General features: G+C 52.6%; 19 protein-coding genes. 2 read left to right on the top strand and 17 right to left on the bottom strand.

Annotation, left to right across the window (positions count from 1 at the left end):
- Nucleotides 1-36: 36 nt before the first annotated feature.
- From ACY4LX_RS16925 to ACY4LX_RS16980, 12 genes are all read right to left on the bottom strand, one after another.
- A complete protein-coding gene (locus ACY4LX_RS16925; RefSeq protein WP_463257134.1) occupies nt 37-2,052 on the bottom strand; it encodes a DNA topoisomerase III in 2,016 nt (671 codons plus the stop codon).
- A gap of 280 nt (nt 2,053-2,332) precedes the next feature.
- Complete coding sequence (locus ACY4LX_RS16930; protein ID WP_463257135.1) at nt 2,333-2,731, bottom strand: single-stranded DNA-binding protein; 399 nt, start codon at nt 2,729-2,731, stop codon at nt 2,333-2,335.
- Nucleotides 2,728-3,243 (bottom strand): DUF3158 family protein, encoded by a 516-nt coding sequence (locus tag ACY4LX_RS16935; protein WP_463257136.1) that lies wholly within the window; start codon nt 3,241-3,243, stop codon nt 2,728-2,730. Before ACY4LX_RS16935 ends, ACY4LX_RS16930 begins: the two co-directional genes overlap by 4 nt.
- Complete coding sequence (locus tag ACY4LX_RS16940; RefSeq protein ID WP_463257137.1) at nt 3,240-4,043, bottom strand: PFL_4669 family integrating conjugative element protein; 804 nt, start codon at nt 4,041-4,043, stop codon at nt 3,240-3,242. Before ACY4LX_RS16940 ends, ACY4LX_RS16935 begins: the two co-directional genes overlap by 4 nt.
- A gap of 156 nt (nt 4,044-4,199) precedes the next feature.
- Nucleotides 4,200-5,345 (bottom strand): STY4528 family pathogenicity island replication protein, encoded by a 1,146-nt coding sequence (locus ACY4LX_RS16945; protein WP_463257138.1) that lies wholly within the window; start codon nt 5,343-5,345, stop codon nt 4,200-4,202.
- A gap of 4 nt (nt 5,346-5,349) precedes the next feature.
- On the bottom strand, nt 5,350-5,910 hold the full coding sequence (locus ACY4LX_RS16950) for a DUF2857 domain-containing protein (RefSeq protein WP_463257139.1): 561 nt from the start codon (nt 5,908-5,910) through the stop codon (nt 5,350-5,352).
- 9 nt (nt 5,911-5,919) lie between these two features.
- The gene (locus ACY4LX_RS16955; RefSeq protein WP_463257140.1) at nt 5,920-7,485 is read right to left on the bottom strand and encodes a ParB family protein; all 1,566 of its coding nucleotides are present in this window, start codon (nt 7,483-7,485) and stop codon (nt 5,920-5,922) included.
- Complete coding sequence (locus tag ACY4LX_RS16960; protein WP_463257141.1) at nt 7,478-8,347, bottom strand: ParA family protein; 870 nt, start codon at nt 8,345-8,347, stop codon at nt 7,478-7,480. The genes ACY4LX_RS16955 and ACY4LX_RS16960 overlap by 8 nt, the downstream gene beginning before the upstream one ends.
- An 11-nt stretch (nt 8,348-8,358) precedes the next feature.
- Entirely contained in the window at nt 8,359-8,574 is a 216-nt protein-coding gene (locus ACY4LX_RS16965) for an AlpA family transcriptional regulator (protein WP_463257142.1), read from the bottom strand.
- A gap of 112 nt (nt 8,575-8,686) precedes the next feature.
- The gene (locus ACY4LX_RS16970; protein ID WP_463257143.1) at nt 8,687-9,385 is read right to left on the bottom strand and encodes a hypothetical protein; all 699 of its coding nucleotides are present in this window, start codon (nt 9,383-9,385) and stop codon (nt 8,687-8,689) included.
- Nucleotides 9,386-9,627: 242 nt separating this feature from the next.
- On the bottom strand, nt 9,628-10,518 hold the full coding sequence (locus tag ACY4LX_RS16975) for a LysR family transcriptional regulator (RefSeq protein WP_463257144.1): 891 nt from the start codon (nt 10,516-10,518) through the stop codon (nt 9,628-9,630).
- Nucleotides 10,519-10,573: 55 nt separating this feature from the next.
- A complete protein-coding gene (locus tag ACY4LX_RS16980; RefSeq protein WP_463257145.1) occupies nt 10,574-10,855 on the bottom strand; it encodes a hypothetical protein in 282 nt (93 codons plus the stop codon).
- 394 nt (nt 10,856-11,249) lie between these two features.
- Here ACY4LX_RS16980 and ACY4LX_RS16985 point away from each other — a divergent pair, with 394 nt between their 5' ends.
- A complete protein-coding gene (locus ACY4LX_RS16985) occupies nt 11,250-12,062 on the top strand; it encodes an XRE family transcriptional regulator (RefSeq protein ID WP_463257146.1) in 813 nt (270 codons plus the stop codon).
- 521 nt (nt 12,063-12,583) lie between these two features.
- On the opposite strand, the gene ACY4LX_RS16990 is transcribed toward ACY4LX_RS16985, so the two are convergent.
- Both ACY4LX_RS16990 and ACY4LX_RS16995 read right to left on the bottom strand, forming a co-directional pair.
- Nucleotides 12,584-14,071 carry a Shedu immune nuclease family protein gene (locus ACY4LX_RS16990; RefSeq protein ID WP_463257147.1) on the bottom strand — a complete coding sequence of 496 codons (1,488 nt, stop codon included), beginning with the start codon at nt 14,069-14,071 and terminating at the stop codon, nt 12,584-12,586.
- Between the two features lie 158 nt (nt 14,072-14,229).
- Nucleotides 14,230-14,670: a 3'-5' exonuclease family protein gene (locus tag ACY4LX_RS16995; RefSeq protein ID WP_463257148.1), complete on the bottom strand. Its 441-nt coding sequence runs from the start codon at nt 14,668-14,670 to the stop codon at nt 14,230-14,232.
- A gap of 466 nt (nt 14,671-15,136) precedes the next feature.
- On the opposite strand from ACY4LX_RS16995, the gene ACY4LX_RS17000 reads away from it, so the two are divergent.
- Complete coding sequence (locus ACY4LX_RS17000; RefSeq protein ID WP_463257149.1) at nt 15,137-15,472, top strand: hypothetical protein; 336 nt, start codon at nt 15,137-15,139, stop codon at nt 15,470-15,472.
- Between the two features lie 162 nt (nt 15,473-15,634).
- Here ACY4LX_RS17000 and ACY4LX_RS17005 read toward each other — a convergent pair whose 3' ends face one another.
- The 3 genes from ACY4LX_RS17005 to ACY4LX_RS17015 form a co-directional block, all read right to left on the bottom strand.
- Nucleotides 15,635-16,255 carry a hypothetical protein gene (locus ACY4LX_RS17005; protein ID WP_463257150.1) on the bottom strand — a complete coding sequence of 207 codons (621 nt, stop codon included), beginning with the start codon at nt 16,253-16,255 and terminating at the stop codon, nt 15,635-15,637.
- Nucleotides 16,256-16,326: 71 nt separating this feature from the next.
- Nucleotides 16,327-16,965 (bottom strand): hypothetical protein, encoded by a 639-nt coding sequence (locus tag ACY4LX_RS17010; RefSeq protein ID WP_463257151.1) that lies wholly within the window; start codon nt 16,963-16,965, stop codon nt 16,327-16,329.
- Nucleotides 16,966-17,126: 161 nt separating this feature from the next.
- A complete protein-coding gene (locus tag ACY4LX_RS17015; RefSeq protein ID WP_463257152.1) occupies nt 17,127-17,801 on the bottom strand; it encodes a hypothetical protein in 675 nt (224 codons plus the stop codon).
- Between the last annotated feature and the right edge of the window lie 133 nt (nt 17,802-17,934).

Raw genomic sequence — 17,934 nt, forward strand, 5'->3', positions numbered from 1 at the left:
TGTTGCAGAAGGAAAGACATGCTTGGGCAATGCCGCTCAACCTCTGTGAGGGGGCGAGCGGCGAGGCTTACGGGAACCTGTGACGTCACCTGACTTGGCTTCGACTGGCAACGTACCTTTGCACTCGGGGTATCGGGTGCATGACCAGAAGGAGCCGTTTTTACCTGAGCGATGACGCATCGTTGCACCACATAACGGACAGGAGGGCCCATCTGGAATGCGGATGGAGAGGGCGGTTGTCCGATAGTGCTCAACAAGCTGAGTAATCCAATTTGCTTGCTTGGCGATGAAGTCGTCCAAGGTCAGTTGGCCGGTTTCAATCATGTCCAGCCCCTGTTCCCAGATAGCTGTGGTTCCAGGATCGGCAATGGCGGCGGGGACTGTATCAATCAACGTAAAAGCTGCTTCAGAAGCTTTTACGGATCGACCCTTTTTGAACAGGTAGCCCCGTTTCAACAACCCATTGATGATGTTGGCCCGTGTAGCCTCTGTGCCAATCCCCGTCGTTTCTTTGAGCTTTTGCTTCAGTCGGGGATCGGTAATGAGCTTGGCCACGCCCTTCATGGCTTTGATCAGTTCTCCCTGGGTAAACGCTTTAGGTGGTAGCGTTTTCAGTGTTCTCAGTTCCGCTTGTTGAACGTTGCACCAGGTGCCTGCTCCCAAGATCGGCAAAACTTGGCTTCGATGTCCAGACTCCTCATCGTTCACCTCAGGAGCATTACCCAACACGCAGCGCCAGCCGGGAATAACGATCTGTTTGCCTGTCGCTTGCAGCGGCTCCTGACCACATAGGAACCGAGCACAGCTTCGATCGAACTCGTGATGAGGGAAAAACTGTGCCAAGTAATGGGCTCGAATGAGTCCATAAACCGCTCGTTCTTTCTCATTAAGTGCGTCCAGCCTAAACGGTTCCAGTGTTGGGATGATGCCGTGGTGGGCGCTAACCTTGCTGTCGTTCCAGACCCGTGAGCGCAGGGTCGAATCTGCGACGTTGATCAACGGTTGTAGGCTTGGATCGCTGGCTAATAGAGCGCTCAGGACCATCGGCACTTCAGCGAACATGTTCTCTGGCAGATACCCGGAGTCAGAGCGAGGGTAGGTTGTCGCTTTGTGGGTTTCATAGAGCGCTTGGGCAATGTCCAGGGTGTCTTGAACGTCCAAGCCGAAACGTCGTGAGCAGACTTCTTGAAGAGTACTCAGGTCGAAGGGCAGGGGTGGTGCCTCCCTAACTCTCTCTGTATCGACGGAGACCACCTGAGCCTGTTGAGTAGACTGCATACGGTCCACTGCGGCGCGCGCGACCGCTTGATGAATGCAATGACCGGCATCATCTGTCGCGTTGTCCGGAGGAGCCCACTGTGCGCTGAACGGTTGGCCTTGTAGAGACAGCTCAACGTCGACGACCCAGTACGGCACTGAAACGAATTGCGCGATATCGCGATCGCGATCCACCACCAGCCGTAATGTGGGTGTCTGGACCCGGCCGACAGACAGGACGCCGTCATGACCCGCCTGACGGCCAAGCAAAGTGAACAAACGACTCAGGTTCATTCCGATTAACCAATCCGCTCGCGACCGCGCTAACGCCGAGTGATACAGGAGAACGGTTTCGTTCGCGGATTTTAACGTTTCGAGCGCTTTGCGAATGGAAGCGTCGTTGAGCGCCGAGAGCCACAGCCGTTGAATTGCCCCGCGATAACGGCAAAGGTCCAGCAGTTCCCGAGCAATCATTTCGCCTTCACGGTCAGCATCAGTAGCGATGACCAGTTCCGTTGCCTGAGCCAATAGCTGTTTGACGACTTTGTACTGCGATGCTGTGTTTGTCTTTACCTCAATGCGCCAGGTATCTGGAATTATGGGTAATTGATCCAGTGACCAGCGCTTGAAGTGCTCACCATAGGCTTCAGGTGGAGCGGCCTCAACGAGGTGGCCAATGCACCAAGTGACCGTTACACCGGCACCGTTATAGCAACCGGTGCCACGTTGGGTTGCACCCAACACACGGGCAATGTCTTTACCTTGAGAGGGTTTTTCGCAGAGAAAGAGTCGCATGTCGTGACCTTTGAGTTGATCAGTGATGCGTCTGAAGATGAGCCAACGATTGCCGCAACAACGAGCGTCAAAGCGATACAGCCATGAGCTCATTGACCAGCAGTTAACGTTTTTTGAGAGGAGATTGACGTAAGGCTCGAGGTTGATGCTTCAGAAGTTTCGTTTTTGCTACCAGCGTGGATATCAGTGGACGTCAGTAGATCTATCCCCTGGGGATGGCGCCTGCGTTGGCGCAATGCGAGCGGCAGGCCGTTGCGGCAGCCGCTCGTTGTCGCTTTAACTACTGCAGTTTCCCATCACTATCGGGGACAGGGTTTTTTCCACTCAACACGATAGTGTCGATGCGGTAAGGCAATATGCCGACTCTGCGTGCTTCAATTTTGAAAGTTACGCGGGCGTTTTCGTCGGCATCTTCCCATTCGTCCTTCACGGTTCGGCCTTCGACCAGGACACGCATTCCTTTCTTGTACAGTGTCTTCCAGTGTTCAGCATCGCGATGCCAAAGTTCGACCGGTGCCCAATAACCACCGCGGTCCTCATAGCCGTCTTTTACTGGTACGGGATTGTCGAAGTAGATGTTGAGCCTCAGCAGTCGCCGCGGCTCATCATTACCGTTTGGGAACTCTCGATAGTCTGGCGCAGACCCTATGTTGCCTTCACCAGTAAAGTGGGTGCTCATAATGTGCTCTCTTGGGAAGTGGGACGCCGATCGGCGCTACGCTGATAGACCACCTCAGCCCGGACCAACTTGTTGGCGCACTCGATGGCTTGTCGGGAGAGGGTATGGGTCAAGCTGATTTGCATGTTGAGGACGACTCGCTGCCGCTCCAGTGCGAAAAGGTCTTCGATCAGTACATTTGGTGTCGAATTGCTGTCGATGCATTGCTCCCACAGCGACACTCCCATCGAGCTTCGATTGAGGTTGCGCCAGCGCAGAAAGGTGGTTCCTGCGCCAGTCACCTGCTGGGCCAGTTGAACGGGAAGTAGATTGAATGGGTACCTACGGGCCTGGGTGAGTACCTGACGCTCGGCCAAGTCGATCAAACCATCGCGAAGAGCAGAGCATTGGTTGGCCCAGACTTCCAAACTCCCCTTACCTTTAAAAGGATTGAAAAGGCCTTTTAGGTAGGGTGCATGTGCCAGTTGCTGGAGATCGGTCTCATCCAATGGTGTGAAGTAGCGATGCGTCATCGGCGCTCCTCCTCTTCAGAAGGGGAGTATCCAGCGGAGGACTCGTCAGCATCTTCATCGGCCGCGTTCGCGCGCTCACCATCCGGTTCATCGACCGCTGTCTCTTCATGCCGTTGTTGTTCACTAGAGGGTTTGTGTCGAACCATCGGCGGCGCAAATCGTGAGCGACGTGTGCCCTCGAGTACGTCCTGAGGTAACTCGCCGAACTTTTCCCTCGCCATTCTCGCCGCCGCATTGTTAGCCGCAACGTCTTCACGCTGGACGCCCGTGAATTTGTATTGCTGCGCCAGGCTGAAAAGACTGCGCAGAGCGTGCGCTCCTTCATTGAGCCAGCGCTCAAGAGTGCCTCGGTCGATCAGTGCGGTGTGATGGGCCAAAATCAGTCGACGAGCAAGGTCATCGTATTCCGCCAAGAGGTACACCGCCATAAACCCGAGTTGAGCATTGACGAATAGGGGCAGGTTGACGGGTTGGACGTTCAGGTTTTCGCCGAGACTCAACGCAGAAGGAACCTCTGCCATTACTTGGTCAACCTGTTCGCGCAGTTCTTTAAGACTCTCCCTGGTTTCATTCAATTTGTCTTCGATACGCAGCATCCAGACATCCGAGTAGGGATCATCCTGCTCAGCACCGCGCTTCATTTTGTTCATGATGGAGACGAAGCCGTTTAAACCAATGATGGTCGCTCGTCCCTCTGAGGGAGCACGACCATGCCAGATGCGCGAGGCATGGTGCGTGTGCAGGGTTAATTGCATGGTGCTACGCAAGGCACCGAGGTTGAGTTGCAGATCATTTGCCATAGGGGTTGCACTCATAGGCAGTGGAATGAGTGGGCCAGCTTTGAGGCAGCGGAGAAGGCTGTCAGTGAACAAAGCGCAGGGCGCATGAGCCTGATTTCATCGCGATGGGTGGTGAACGGGCCTATCCCCAGGGGATAGGTGATGAAATGAGAAGGCTCAACGCAGGTTCAATAGCCCTTTCAACGCCGCAATGCTGGCTTGCGCGATCTCGGGATCCCGTTCTGCCTTCTTTTCAGGTTTTGACGCTATATCGGGGGAGGCAGTGTTGGGCGTTTTGACCTTCGAAGCCCAAGCAGTGAATTGCCCATGCTGGGCTTTTTGAATGATGCCGAACAGATAACCGGCGGGACTCTTAACCTGGGTGTCACGACACCGTGCTGCCCACTCGTCGAGCACGGCTTGGCCCAACTCTTTGTCCAACTGCTGCAAGGCCACCTTGGCGCCTGTTTGCTGAGTCATTTTGAGAGTGACGAATCGAGGTGGGAACAACAGCTCGGACGCCTCGCGAGCGTGAGGTTCAGTACGTATTTCTTTTAAGATTTTTGTACTTAAAGTACTCGCAGCCTTCGGATTCCGAAGACCGCCGCAGTACATGGCTTTGAAGCTCGCTTCGGTATCCGAAGTAGGGGGCGCTTCATTCCGAAGAGGTGAAGGAGGGGGGGCTTCGGATTTGTGAGCCGATTCTGCATCGGATGACTGATGGCCGTGCAGACGCTTGATCAGGATGTCGAGGTGTCTGGGTAGTATCTGATTTCTGAGGTGTGAGTCCTGGCGGACCTCTTCGATGATTGCTAAACCCACGCGCTGAATGCCTTTGTTGGCGTGATCTAGCGCTTCGCTGACCAGGCCCAGATACTCAGGGTCCAGTTGCATGGCTTCGTAGGGACTCAGGGGCATGTCGTGCAGAACGTAAAGATTACCGAGCACGCGCCCAGTGTCGGCATCGCGTCGACGTCTTACCAGGCTGAGCCAGCGGGTTAAGCGAAGCATTGTCAGCGTTTTGGCAACAGTTTCATGAGAGGCCAGCGCGCCGCAGGGAACTGAAGACAGATAGCGGCGCAATTGGTCGTAGGTTGGGAAGGCTGTGACGCCGTCATCGTTCATCAATAATCGAAAAACCTGCCAAGCATTGCGCTCCAACGGTGTTAGCCGGACGTCCAGCAACAGCGCTCTTGGCACGGTATCGTGCCGATTGCCGCTGAAGAGAAAACCATCACCGCTGGGTGGCTTATTTTTTTGTTGCAGATGTTCGAGTGCATTGTCCAGTAGGGAGGACAGGGAAGAAGGACCAGCGCAGTTCACGGTCCTATACCAGCCCTTGATCAATCCAGTTGTGCAAAGCGGCCCAAATAACGGATACCGGAAACGAAAGCTCCTGCGCTAAATCAAGAGTGAGCGACAACATGGCCAAGTCGTCGTCTACTGCGATATCTCGTGCTTTGAATTCCGGGTGCCAGCGCTGCCATAACAGGGTGTCTTGTTCCTCGCTTAACACCGGATGACGGCCTTTGCGTTTGGGCAGTCCAAGAATGTCCCTGCGCAATGCTACTTCCTGGTGGGTCAGGCCATAGAACTTGCTCACCATCTCGGTACTTGCCCCTAGGCGCAGCATCCGATCTACCGTGGCAATTTCCAGCTCCAAATCATTGACCTGACGCAGAACACGTTGAAGAACTTCACGGTTGATGTTGACGGTGCACCAAGGCACGCGAGCATTCAGCAGTACGCTAATGAGTGCGGGTTCTTTGAGAGCCGCTAGGTCGTCATCGGCGAACCCCATTATTTTGCAGCGACGTAGTTGACCGTTTCGAAGGTCGTGCAGGGCTTGAGCAATTACGGCTTGGTTCAACGGGTGTGGTGATGTCATGTGCCCCTCCTATGAGCGCGCTATGGTCACGGGCTGAATATCTGACTTGAGGTCAATCAGGCGGCGAGCCAAACGTATCAATCGGAAGAGTTTGATCAGATTGGCGTCGCTCATTCTTGCGCATGAATTTGGGCCCTCCGCTGCTCCCAACAGTAGCGAACCTATCTCCACAGGTGCTATGGGAGCGGATGCATCAGTTGTCGTCAGCGTATTCAACAAGGCAATCAACGGAGCAGTGCTTGCTGGTGAACTGGGTGAAGATGCGCAGCGAAACCCGATGCCTTCGTCGACAGCGGTGATGCAATCAGCATGCTCTGCATCCTGGGCAATTTCTCGTGCGAACTGACTGATGTGAACGCGAAGGCGCTCTGGCGCATCCAAGCCGGGTTCGATATTCCATATGTCCGATATCGGAAAGAGGCTGCCTTGCGCTAAGGGAAGAATGTGAGATGGCAAGTCAGGCATGCCCCCTGTGTGTTCGGCCACCATCTGTTGAATTGACTGTAAACGGTCAATGATAGGTGGATAGGTGGCATCAAGGGCCTCGCCATCGGACGCTTTGTGCTCAGTGCTTTTTCCCACATTGTTGGACGCAGCTTTAAGCGGGCTAGGTAATGGTTTGGAGGTGATTGGTAAGGAGATTGAATCCTCTGTTTTCTGCCGTTGCTGAGGCTCACCAACCAACACTTGTTGCCGTCGTTCTCCAGCTTCCGATTCCAGAACCAGCGTGTCGTAGTCCATGGCGAGCCATCGCGCCATTTGACCAATCAGTTCGTCTTGCACACGCGGTAATGAGAATGCGGCGGCTTCTCCGTCAAACATCACGAGAGCGTCCTGAAATAGCGCGAAGAAATCTATGTTCAAAGACTTACCCTTGGAGTGCTCTTCCCATATACGTTCTGCTGATCGACGCATCACAGCGAGGCGTTCAACCTGATGACGACCCAGGCCGCTATACAACACGTTGGGAATCGCAGGCAGCAGGTATTGCACGGCGTCTCTCATACGGCTGATATGAGACTGTTGGATAGGGTAGCCATCTGCGGTTAGGCGCCGCGACAGTTCTGACTGGGAAAGCGATGATCCGCACTCTTGTTCGTAGAGGTTACGTGCTTTTTCTACGCCTAGCGCACGCTCAATAAACGAAAGCGCGCCACGCAACTCGTTTTCGGCCAGGTGCCCAGTCAACGCCACAATTTCGCCTCGCTGGGGCCATGGACGAAAGAGACAGCCAAAACGATAGAACCTGTCTTCCTTCGTCTCAGACCAGAGCTCATGAAGAATTGATAACCGTGTGTTGCCACCGTTACGTATTCGAAAGTGAGGTTCACCGGGACGCCTAGTAATGGACGGTGGGGCATCTAATCCTCGTTGGCGAATAGATTCCTTGATCTCCTCATAGCGAGGATTACGGGTCACCCTAGGGTCTAAATCGTAGGGCTTCAACCTGTCCAGGGTCACTATCATCGGAGTGTCAACGATCGGATCACTCAAGGCTTGAGCGGGAGGCCCTGTTCGTTCAAAGCCTTCAGCCGACAAATGATTGGCCATCGTTTCAATTCGCCGGTCACTCATGTTGCGACCTCTGACGAATACGAGTGCTCGACTGCATCGCTGAAAATAGATCGAACTGCACTCGCCATTGAGGGAACAGTTCACATGCCAGTGCACGCATGCTCTCTAGTGCTGCTGGAGCCTGACGTCCAGTAGGTCGCCTATATTCGACACGGTGAACTGGAAGCAACTTTGTCGCTGCTCGGGGATAGGCTTCGATCGCCGGAATATCTGTCTCCAAAACACGTACGTCGACCTCTGCTTTGAATACCAGGCGAAGGGTTTTTTTTATTAAAAATGCATTGGTTGAAACAGGTGGTACGCGGTTTATCAAAAGATGTAGATGTGGTGGTTCTATCCCCAGGTGTCGATAGGGTATGAGATCTCGAAGCAGCTTCAGTGTGCCGCGGCGCAGTTCGCGTGCAGCAAGGATTTCAGGTGTGACTGGGGATAACGCCAAGTCGGAGGCGAGCATCGCCATTTCCAGAAGCACGCTCCTCGCGCCTTGAGTATCGATCAACAGAAGATCGTAGTAAGGCTGAAAGATCGGTAAAAGATTGCGCAGGCGCAAACGGCCATCGGGAGCGTGAAGAAGCAGTGTATTCAACTGACCCTGTTCGTCGTTCGAAAGTACGATGTCCAGGTTGTGAATGGCAGTTCTGCAAATCAGTTGGTCCAGTCGCTGTTCGTTGTACGCCAGTAGCTCATAGACACCCGCTGGGGCCCGTTTGGCCAGTTCAAAATAGCTCGATAAAGTGGGTTGTACATCGAGGTCCAAGAGTAAAACTCTCAAACCTGCGTCGGCAGCTAACCCTCCAATATTGGCGGCAGTTGTGGTTTTACCTACGCCGCCTTTGGTCGAAACAATAGACACTACACGCATTGGGTAGCTCCTTAAGTGCGGTCTTGTAAGCGATCTGCTATCCACTGATCGATTTCGGCTGCGTTCCAGCCCACAGCTCGGACTCCAAGTCGCACGGACCTGGGGAATTTTCCTTGGCTCATCAGGTTGTAAATGTGAGCGCGCTTGAAGCCACTTTTTTGCTCAACCTCAGAAAGTCGCAAAATGCGAAGCTCCCTCGGAGGAGTTGTTTCGTTCTGCTGAGGCACGGTGGACACTCCTTGAAGCCCTATAGCGTCTGGTGGGAAGTGTTGGCTATTGAATGCTGATAAATGATCGAAAGCACTGCAGTTGCAGAAGGGGGGACTGCAGTTGCATCAACTACGAATCACCAGAAAGCTGACGTTTGGCTTCGGCGAATTTTGCCCACAACGTGCGTTCGGTAATTCCAGGTCGACCACTGTGGTGGGCTATCAGTGAACTGATGATGGACTCGACGGTATTGAAGGATGAGTAGCGCACGCCTCCTGGAGAATGTCCTAAAAGCAGTGTCAATAGACCGCCGATGATGTTTAGGTACGTAGTCTCGGCCCTTATAGGAAGCTGCCTCCCATTCTCCGCAGAATTGGTCTTTTGAGTTCGTAGGCTCAATTGAGATTGGAGTGTCTTGATCTGTAATAGCAACGCCTGGACGGAACTGAGATCGACAGCCGAATGCAGTTGTTGCTCCATTTCGTCGAACAAGAAACTAGGTTTTTGATCCGGGTAGGTCTTAGCCATCCACCGCTTGAGATCCACGTGCCTGATGGTGAGCTGTGGGGTATCAAGCAGAGCAGGTTCATTGGAGGTGATCCCCGCTTTGCCATACACGAGCTCACCGTTTCGCATCGCGTCGTAAAGACGCTCGAGATTGAGTCCTAATATGGGCCAGAGCGGAAGAGCCTCCGCGGTAGTGGGAACTATCAGCGCTGTCACGGTGAGTATGCTGACTTCCTCTTCAAGCAAATTGCTCCAACGAACTGCTGCTTCGATAGGGCTGTAGAAAATCTTGATGCCGAGCTGTTCGTGTTTCCGATTCATTGGTCGTTCCGTGGATGACGATGTCCCTCTATAGAAACGTCAGCGAGATTCTGGGGAAAGACGAAATACGTCTTGGCACATTCTCGTTTATCAATGGTGGCGGTCGAGACTTTGTGGGTATCAGGTCTTTGACAATCGGTGGTGCCGGAATGGCTGTCCCACTTTTTGATCGGGAGAGAGCAGATGTTCTATAGGTCTGATGCAGGACCGAATCAGTCCTGCATTCGAGGTGATCTAGAGGATCAAATGAGCGAATTCATATCGGTGGCACGGGTTATGAATCGCTTCAGTTGCTCACTGGGATCACTTGATGGGCGGAGTAGGTAACTGGTCAGCATGGGAGGGTCACCGGCAAGAGGGCGGGTTACGATTTCGGTGCTTTGGCAGAGCGCCATGTGCGCTTCACAGGTGAGTCCAAGACCGTATCCGGCAGCGACCAAGCTGAGCATCACCTCCTGACTAGAGACCCGTTCCGCTACTCGCGCAGGTGAAGGTATCTGGCGCAGCAGGGCGTCAATTTGTTGATGAAGCCCGGTATGTGTTTGAGGGTGGAACAGCACTAACGGATAGTTCAGTACCTGATCCAACGGAATGTGCTTAAGGGCAAGTAGCGGATGCCGAGAAGGTACGGCTACAGCTAAAGGTGTTTGCCAAACAGATTGTGCAATCAGGTCTTCACCAACGTCCATTGAACGGGCGAAACCTACATCGAACAGGTCCTCGCGAAGCCCCTTCAATTGCTGGGATAACGAGACCTCAAATAGGCGAATTTCCACCTCAGGCTCTTCCTCTCGACACCGGGCTAAAATCGCTGTCAGGCGTTGAGGAAGAACCCCATCAGACAAGGCGATCCTGAGACATCCCCGGTATCCAGCCGCGGCGGCCTGAACGTTACTGCGCGCTTGTTCCACGGCCTGAAATACACGGTGCACAGCTTCCGCGAAAACCTGCCCGGGCCACGTCAGCCGTGTGCCGCGAGAGGATCGGTCAAAAAGCTGAGCGCCGATGTCGGATTCCAGTTCTTTAATTGTTCTGGAAAGCGGAGATTGTTCTATGTGTAGCCGCTCCGCAGCGCGTGCGAAATGAAGCTCTTCTGCTACAGCGATGAAGCCGCGCAAATGGCGAAGTTCCAAAATGACTCCTTAGCTATCGCTCCTGAAATAAGTAACGATAGCGAGTTGTTATAAGTTATATGCCAGGCGTGACTTGTTTTGTTGTAGATTTGGAGTGGAGCTGTTCTAGAAGTTCGAGGCCTTCCTGCAGCGGTATATATGCAGAAGACATCATTCGATGAAAATCAGCATCTCTTATGTTTAAGAGCGTCACCGACGTTAGGGCTTCCAACAACCCAGTGCCAGTTTCAATCCGTAACAGCGCATTCTCCAGAAGCTGTGAGGCATCGACGTCGGTATCGATGAGCATTACAGGAGTAGAGGTTGCGTTTGTTTTTAGCGGGCGATAACGATCCATGTTTAGCTCTTGTGAATTTTTCTGAAATGGGGTGTTCGTCATTTAGCGTAGCGCTAGCGTACGAAGAACAGCTGTTCGGTAGCGCTGTGTGTTTCGAAATGTGATCAGAAGGCTAGGGGCCAACGGGCAGTCTCAAGCAACGTACCGACAAAATGGATGGAGTCGTCAAAGGTCTGCTGCTAAATCGTGGTTTTTGACTTCAAACATGTAGTATTCCTTACCGGCTGTTGTAGTCTCGAGGTGAACGGGATGAGCGAAATTTGGAGCTTGCTTTCCCTGCGGTAATATTTAGTTATTATCCGCTTCTCTGCAACTGCGCGAGTTGTTCGATATTGGGGCGAGTTGCTGTTAATTTCGCATCGCCTAGCACCTTTATGAATAAGTACTGATAGAAATGCGCGAATTTTTTCCTGCCAACCTGCAACAGTTATGTAACCATTATCGATCCACTGCTGAGGTCTGCCGGAGACTGGCAATCAGCAGAGGTCAGTTCAACAAGTACCTGAGAGGGTGCAGTCTGCCTAGCGCCTACAATCTCAAGCGCATCTGTGATTTTTTTGGTGTTGAGGAATATGAAATTGGTCTGCCGACAGAGCAATTCATCAATCTAATCGGTGCCCGATCAAAGCGTTCAGGGTGCCCAGGTGTGATGACGCCATGCCAGCGAGCAGTCGATCATCTTCAACAGCAATCGTCACCACAGATGCGGGCGTTATTGGGGTACTACCACGAGTACTACATTGCAATGTCGGAGCCAGGTTTCATCGCTTGCTCGTTGGTGCATATGCGCGAGAGGGACGGCTGCTTCATCTACGAACGCAATGAGCGTTCGCAGACCAATATCCCAGGTGTCGAAGATCAGGAGCGTTCCAGATACAAGGGGTGCGCCTACTACTTAAAAGAGAGGCTTTTTCTTATCGACTATGAATCACTGACATCCGGCGAAATCAGTCAAACCATTCTTATCCCAAGCTATAAGAGTCGAGTGACTCGTCTCAATGGATTAAAGATAGGAGTCTCGGCGTGTGATCACCGCAAACCGGTTTGTTCGAGGGTGGTGTGGCATTTTCTAGGCACTGACATAGATCCTCATAGCGCCTATCGAAGGGTAGGTCTTCATCGGATAGATACGGAGCAAATAGACAGCGATTTGAAGGCGAGACTGAGGCAGGCACAGAAGGTCGACGGCCTGTTTCAAATTGTCTGATTTTTCCATGGCTGGCAAACGAGTTGAAGCATCCTAATGCGTATGACCACCGCAACATTCGAACCCCTTTCATGGTGCTCACTAGGGCCGGGGGGCCTGAATAGGAAGTCTCCGCTGAAAGTACGGTATAAGTTTTTCTGGCTTTGGCGGTGGAAAGCCAGTCGGTATGACCCAGTGAATGCGCAGAAGCGCAAGCGTGCTAAAGGACAAATACTATCTATCGCAAAGGGTTGAAATCGGCCAGAAGTGAACGCTCGTTCTTGCGGTAAAATCACTTTAACGGCAGGCATTTCGGCACAGCTTAAATATCCACTTATTCTTCCCTGGCTCTCATGGCCTGATTTGCACAATGCTGGCATAGCAGCGTGTGGGATAACCATGGCAGAGGGGAGAGGCCGTGAAGAAAGATCTGAGCAAGGTGCTGATGCCCGCCCCCCCTGTACACCAAAGCACTGGAAGCGCTGAAGGCCTTTCTCCCATTAGCGACTTAAGGCGCCTGCACAGCCTCAGTGACGGCCATTTCAGAAAGGTAAGTCTTCATCACCAATGGGTAGGTGCGCTGCCGGCGGCTTCGGCGAAAGGGCTTGGTGAATGCCCTCGAGCCGTCCCAGCATTTCGTCGAAAGTAATCACGAGCACATCCTTCAAGCTGTTCCGATACTGCTCGAAAGCACGCTGCTCACTAACCGTTGATGGGGTTCGACCAATGATGACAATGGCCGCCACGGCATGTGCGTAGACACGTTCATCGTAGTCATCGGCATCGGTCAGGTTGAAAATGCTCTTCTGTAGAACGCTTCTCTGACTGATGACCTGGGCCACGGATCCACTGAGCTCGTAGGAGGGCACATAGGTCTTGCGGTAGGCTTTGCCGAGTAGATCTTTCCCAGGGTGCTTGATCTCGATCAGAGCGAGATTTCCAGTGGCCTTCGCCGCCATGAGAAAATCCGAATACTGGCCTCCTTGACCTCTGAGGTTCTTACCACCGACATAGGGCTGTTCTGAAATCATCTTCACTGGATAGCCGAATGCCGTGTCGAGCACAAAAGGATGTTCACCCAGGAAGCTCTGCCACTTGCTCTCAGAGGCGTTGCTCTCCAGCATCCTTCGGTAGACCTCAATGAGTTCTCCGAGCGTTAAGAACTCGATCTCAGACTTCAGCCGATACAAGATTTTCGGTGCAGATTTCGCCAGCGCGGGGACGCTTTGCTGGGCAAGCATGACTGCCTGCTTTTGATCTTTGGGTGATAGTCGGGGTGCCACTGACCCCAGCGCTACCAGATTTGCAAGCAGATCTGGCGGGAGCTTGCGCTCACGGGGAGGATAGAGCTCGGGGGCCGCTTTGTGCAGGAGCCCCGTGTAGCAAACAAGTTTTTTGTCGGCAGCGGTTTCTCGCTGATGCCGCTGAGTTAGCCGATCAAGGCTTCGCTCCATTTTCTCAAGCTGAGCAACGCCTAAACAGAATTGATTGCTTTCGATTTTCGCATCAAAGTTCCCTGGCCCACCATGCAGAAACAGTGTGTCTATCCCCTCCAAGTCATCTAAAGCCTGGATGATATATCGGTACTCGTAGTGGAGGCCGAGACCGTAGCGCCAGTCTTTGGTGAGCCCTACAGGGAGAAGTCCTAGTAAATCCTCAAGCTCATCCTGATTGTTAGGATGTGGATATTCTTGGAAGACAGGGCGAGTAACCACTATCGACTGGATGTTGTTGTACTTGGGCTTACCGTACTCAGAGTGTTCCGAGCGGGCGTTGATAGGATAAATGGTCAAATACTCGGAGGTGACCATCAATAGGAGATGCCAGCCTGACCCATTGTCTGGCAGGGGTACATCGCTGTAGAAAACGAGTGTGGGGCCATAGTAGTCATTTTCGTCGTATTCGCCCGACTCCAGTGCTTCGAGTTCTCCCTCGCTCAACCCTCTCGCCTCACCATTGTCGAAACGAAGGAATGGGCCGCCATCCACGCGCTGTTGCATGGCGTACTGTGAGGGGCGCATTGATGGCATGTGCTTTCGTCCTTGATCGAGATATGGTTTCTACTTGCCCACGCACTGGCGGGCCGAGTGCGAGTCTAGCGAGCCGCTGGTGTTTTGGAGAAGGGATTGATGAGAGCTTGTCTGGAGAGAGCGGTATAACACTGCGAAGGCTCCAATTCGTTTATATTTTAACTGAACATGCCAGCGATAATCCTGGCGTCGAGCAAGGCGTGGTGAGGCAACTCTTCACCCTCGCTGGTTGGGGCAAGCGTCGTCGCATCGGTAGGAAAATTTCGAACGATTCTGGGCCATCGTCCGCCGTCATAGACCAGATCGCAAAAAAGCTCCCAGTCGTACTGGGGAGCATCCGTGACGATATCGACCTCCTTTTGGAACGACGTCAGAAACCTGAGCAGCGACATCCTGGCTTCAACAATGGGCAGCGCATAGCCCCCACCCCACAGCTGCGGAAGCACGATTTCCTTTACGAAATCACTGCAGTCTTCTTCTTGCCAAGCATCGACCAATTCCACGTAGAATTCGCGCCCATCCTCACCTACCAATGCGAGTGATATCAGCTTCGCAGCCGCCGAAAGCCGGGTAAACTCGGAATCAAGAAAGAGTCTCATGTTGGTAGAACTCCGCAATGACTAGGGGGCGCCTGGATATGGCGCAGGAAGGTCAGCTATGGGAAATGGCCCTCGAGCATCTTGGTTCAGACGGGCTCCTCCAAGCGGTCATAGAAATGTGGAGCCGCGCCGCCCCTCCGCCCAGACCATTGGTTCAACACCTGTTCACCAATGAGGTGAGTCAGGACGTCTTGAGCATACTGAAAATTGCCCAGCAGCGGGTAGGTGCCATCGTGCCAGGTCGAACGCCTGGTGCAGGCACTGTCACGCTATACGCTCGTCACGCTAGCATCTTAGGTGACGGGCTCATTACACTGCTGCCAAAGGTGCAGCTTTCGCGAGCCTTGCGAGGCTCTTGTATTGAAATCGAACTGGGGATTTGACGTCCGCGCAGGCTCCTCGAACACCAGTCTGCAACAATCTTATGAAAACTTGCCCAGCGAAATGCCTCCCTTTGAGATTTTCTATGAACTCTGATTTAACTGAAGAAGAAATGCGTCGTGCCCTTTTTGGCACGCCTCAGCCAGAGGAGCAGGTTTCTAGTCCGCTAGTGCAGGAGCCTGCGAAAGAAGTTGTGCTCGCGAAACCGGTAGTCGCTCCAGCAGCCAAGAAGAAAGCGTCAAAAGCATTTACGCCCAGGTTGAGGGTCACGTTGGGTGTTGGAAACGAGTTTGAGGGAAAAATGATCGAGTTGATTCACGAGGCCGACACGTTGAGCTCGTTGCTTGCTGAGCAGGAGGCTGTGAAGGCTGCTAGGAAGAAGTACAAGTACGTAGAGGTAATCTCGGTCAAGTCGATGTAGATGCCGCAGCCGAGGTGATTAGGTAGATTATTACTCTGCTCAATCACTGTTCTAAGCGTGCAGGCGAGTGTAGCGCCCCGGCTTTTTGATCACATAGTCAGCCAACTTGTAGCTCTGCTCACCCAGATTTCAGCTGTATGCGGCGCCGGATGGTCATTCGGCTTATGCTTTCGATGCGACAATCTCAGCCGCAACGTCATTGAGTTCGATTAAGCGCCGATTCGTAACATCCAGCGTTGTGTCATTCTGCCACGGCTCGTTCGCAACCAAATCAGCCAAGGCAAAGAGCTTCTCAAGGAACGCTTCGATAAGCAGCTTCGCATCCCTATATATCTCAACAAAAAGCGCCCTTACTTGGTCAGAAAAGGCATTGTATTGTGCTGTTGGTGCTTTCCTTATCCCGGCCAAGATAGCGAGCAATTCTTCCGCCTTACCTTTGTCGTTGATACCCGAGCGATCAATGACAGGGTTTTCGTAGATGCGATCAAGTTGCTTACCAAGTTCGTCTCCGAACGTCTTTTTATACCACTCGATCTCAACAATCACCCCAGCGAGCAGCACTCTGATCCTTTTTGAAAGGTAATCATCAACCGCTTCAGCTTTGTCCAGTCGGCTCGGGGCCCTTGGGTAGACTTTTGCATGCCCAGAGGCTTTTGCGCTCTTACGCTCGATGAAGATATGTCCAACGCTAAACCCCATCTCCCTGGCCATTAGCCAGTGGCCAAGTTCATGATGGATCACCCGGCTATCGTCGATTGTGTGTGTTGTCGCTGGCAACGCCATAAATACCTCCAGTTTCACCGACGATGGTCGCTGACTTTCGTTCTCAGATTGATGACTTACTCTCCATTCATTCACGCGTCGATAGGTTTATTTGACGACAACGCGTCGGCTTCAGCCTCAAGGCTTACAAGTCGCTCATCACTCACGATGAGCCTGCCACTTCTCCAGCTCTCATTGAAGGCCAATTTCGCCAGGATGAAGATCTTTTCCGAGAACTCATTGAAGATGTTCAGCGTCTCTTGATAAATCTCATTGAAAATTTCGTACTTTTGATCTTCAAGAAAATCGTCATTTTCGCTCGGTTCGCGTTCGATCCCACAGAGAATTATCAACAGCTCTTGGAGCTTATCGTCGTCAGTAAGCCAAGTACCATCTGTGACACCATTCTTACAGATTGAGGTGATATGGGCATCTTTAATCTCGAAACCTGGGAGTTGCTCGAACCATTGAGCCTCACTGATTACGCCAGCACAGAGAACCATGATCCTTCTCCGCAAATGGTCAGCAACTGCTGCAGATGAATCGAGCTTGGTTGGCGCTTTTGAGCGATTTTTTGACAGACTTGAGGGTTGCCCAAAAAGCGCACCTACGAATAATTGACCAGTTTCAAATCCGAGCCGTTTGGACATTAAGCGCTGAGCGATATCGTGATGAACTACACGACCATATTGCTGTAGATCGGTCAGGGTTGGTAGAGGCGATAGTTCCATTGTTCTTCCTAAGCATGACACCGATTTTAGACGATGGGCCTTTTGCAGATCGCCGTTATTTAGTAAGCCACTGGCTTGCCGGCCACCGGACACTCAACCTCACCGCCGACTTTTTTGTAGCTCAGAAACTTCGCTGCCGGAGTGAGGTAGGAGACGGCTCGTCAGCCGGCGGCGATAACCTGGAACGAATTTTTTAGAGAAGGCCAGTTGGTGATAGCCAGCGAGATTGCAGTCGAAATCACGATGCTGAAAATGGCCCACCTCACTGTAGCCTTGACGCCTGACCTGCCTTCCTCCTGAACAGGGCGAATGATGTTTTTATAGATGTGCTCGTACCCCTCAGATACCACACTGATGCTGTCGAAGTGGCTCTGAATCTCGCGCAATGGGGCAGCCAAAGGCTTGAGCAGGTCGTTTGATGCGACGTGTTTCTTGACCTCGTCAATCTGACGCTTCGTGTCGGCGATTCGACTGGTCAACGCACTTGGGCTGAAGGTAAGGATGTCGGTGATGCGCTTGTCCAGGGAAACGTATTCCGCCTCAAGCTTCTCAGCCAGGCCGGCTACATATCGATGAGTGTCATCATTGATGATGCACAGGATGATTGGCTTGAAGCCATCCTCGCCGATCTCGGAATAATCGATTACTCCAGCCTCGTCGAGTTTATGAAGCAGGTACTCCACTGCGTTCCAGTTCCAGGCGAGGCTACTGAGGGTAGTCGTGACGTCTGGGTTGTCGAAATCAACGATTCCTTTGGCGTCTGCATGACGGATCAAGCAGAGGAGGGCTCTGAGCTCCTGAGGTGAAGTGATTTGATCGTCCAGCGTAGTTTTCATCCGAAACCAGTCCACTCAGTTATCCAAAAAAATAGGTATAGGCGCGCTAAATGCTGGGGCGAATGTCGTGTAGGTCTGCACTATATTGCCCTGTCGACTAGCTTATCTTCGCTAACGGCTTGTCTTTGGGAAG

The organism is Pseudomonas sp. Emmai, assembly GCF_055179735.1.

Coding starts and splice junctions, on each gene's coding strand:
- ACY4LX_RS16955 (WP_463257140.1), bottom strand. CDS start 7,485: ATGAGTGACCGGCGAATTGAAACGATGGCCAATCATTTGTCGGCTGAA.
- ACY4LX_RS16925 (WP_463257134.1), bottom strand. CDS start 2,052: ATGCGACTCTTTCTCTGCGAAAAACCCTCTCAAGGTAAAGACATTGCC.
- ACY4LX_RS17005 (WP_463257150.1), bottom strand. CDS start 16,255: ATGGCGTTGCCAGCGACAACACACACAATCGACGATAGCCGGGTGATC.
- ACY4LX_RS17000 (WP_463257149.1), top strand. CDS start 15,137: ATGAACTCTGATTTAACTGAAGAAGAAATGCGTCGTGCCCTTTTTGGC.
- ACY4LX_RS16990 (WP_463257147.1), bottom strand. CDS start 14,071: ATGCCATCAATGCGCCCCTCACAGTACGCCATGCAACAGCGCGTGGAT.
- ACY4LX_RS16985 (WP_463257146.1), top strand. CDS start 11,250: ATGCGCGAATTTTTTCCTGCCAACCTGCAACAGTTATGTAACCATTAT.
- ACY4LX_RS16935 (WP_463257136.1), bottom strand. CDS start 3,243: ATGACGCATCGCTACTTCACACCATTGGATGAGACCGATCTCCAGCAA.
- ACY4LX_RS16940 (WP_463257137.1), bottom strand. CDS start 4,043: ATGGCAAATGATCTGCAACTCAACCTCGGTGCCTTGCGTAGCACCATG.
- ACY4LX_RS17010 (WP_463257151.1), bottom strand. CDS start 16,965: ATGGAACTATCGCCTCTACCAACCCTGACCGATCTACAGCAATATGGT.
- ACY4LX_RS16960 (WP_463257141.1), bottom strand. CDS start 8,347: ATGCGTGTAGTGTCTATTGTTTCGACCAAAGGCGGCGTAGGTAAAACC.
- ACY4LX_RS16950 (WP_463257139.1), bottom strand. CDS start 5,910: ATGACATCACCACACCCGTTGAACCAAGCCGTAATTGCTCAAGCCCTG.
- ACY4LX_RS17015 (WP_463257152.1), bottom strand. CDS start 17,801: ATGAAAACTACGCTGGACGATCAAATCACTTCACCTCAGGAGCTCAGA.
- ACY4LX_RS16980 (WP_463257145.1), bottom strand. CDS start 10,855: ATGGATCGTTATCGCCCGCTAAAAACAAACGCAACCTCTACTCCTGTA.
- ACY4LX_RS16970 (WP_463257143.1), bottom strand. CDS start 9,385: ATGAATCGGAAACACGAACAGCTCGGCATCAAGATTTTCTACAGCCCT.
- ACY4LX_RS16930 (WP_463257135.1), bottom strand. CDS start 2,731: ATGAGCACCCACTTTACTGGTGAAGGCAACATAGGGTCTGCGCCAGAC.
- ACY4LX_RS16995 (WP_463257148.1), bottom strand. CDS start 14,670: ATGAGACTCTTTCTTGATTCCGAGTTTACCCGGCTTTCGGCGGCTGCG.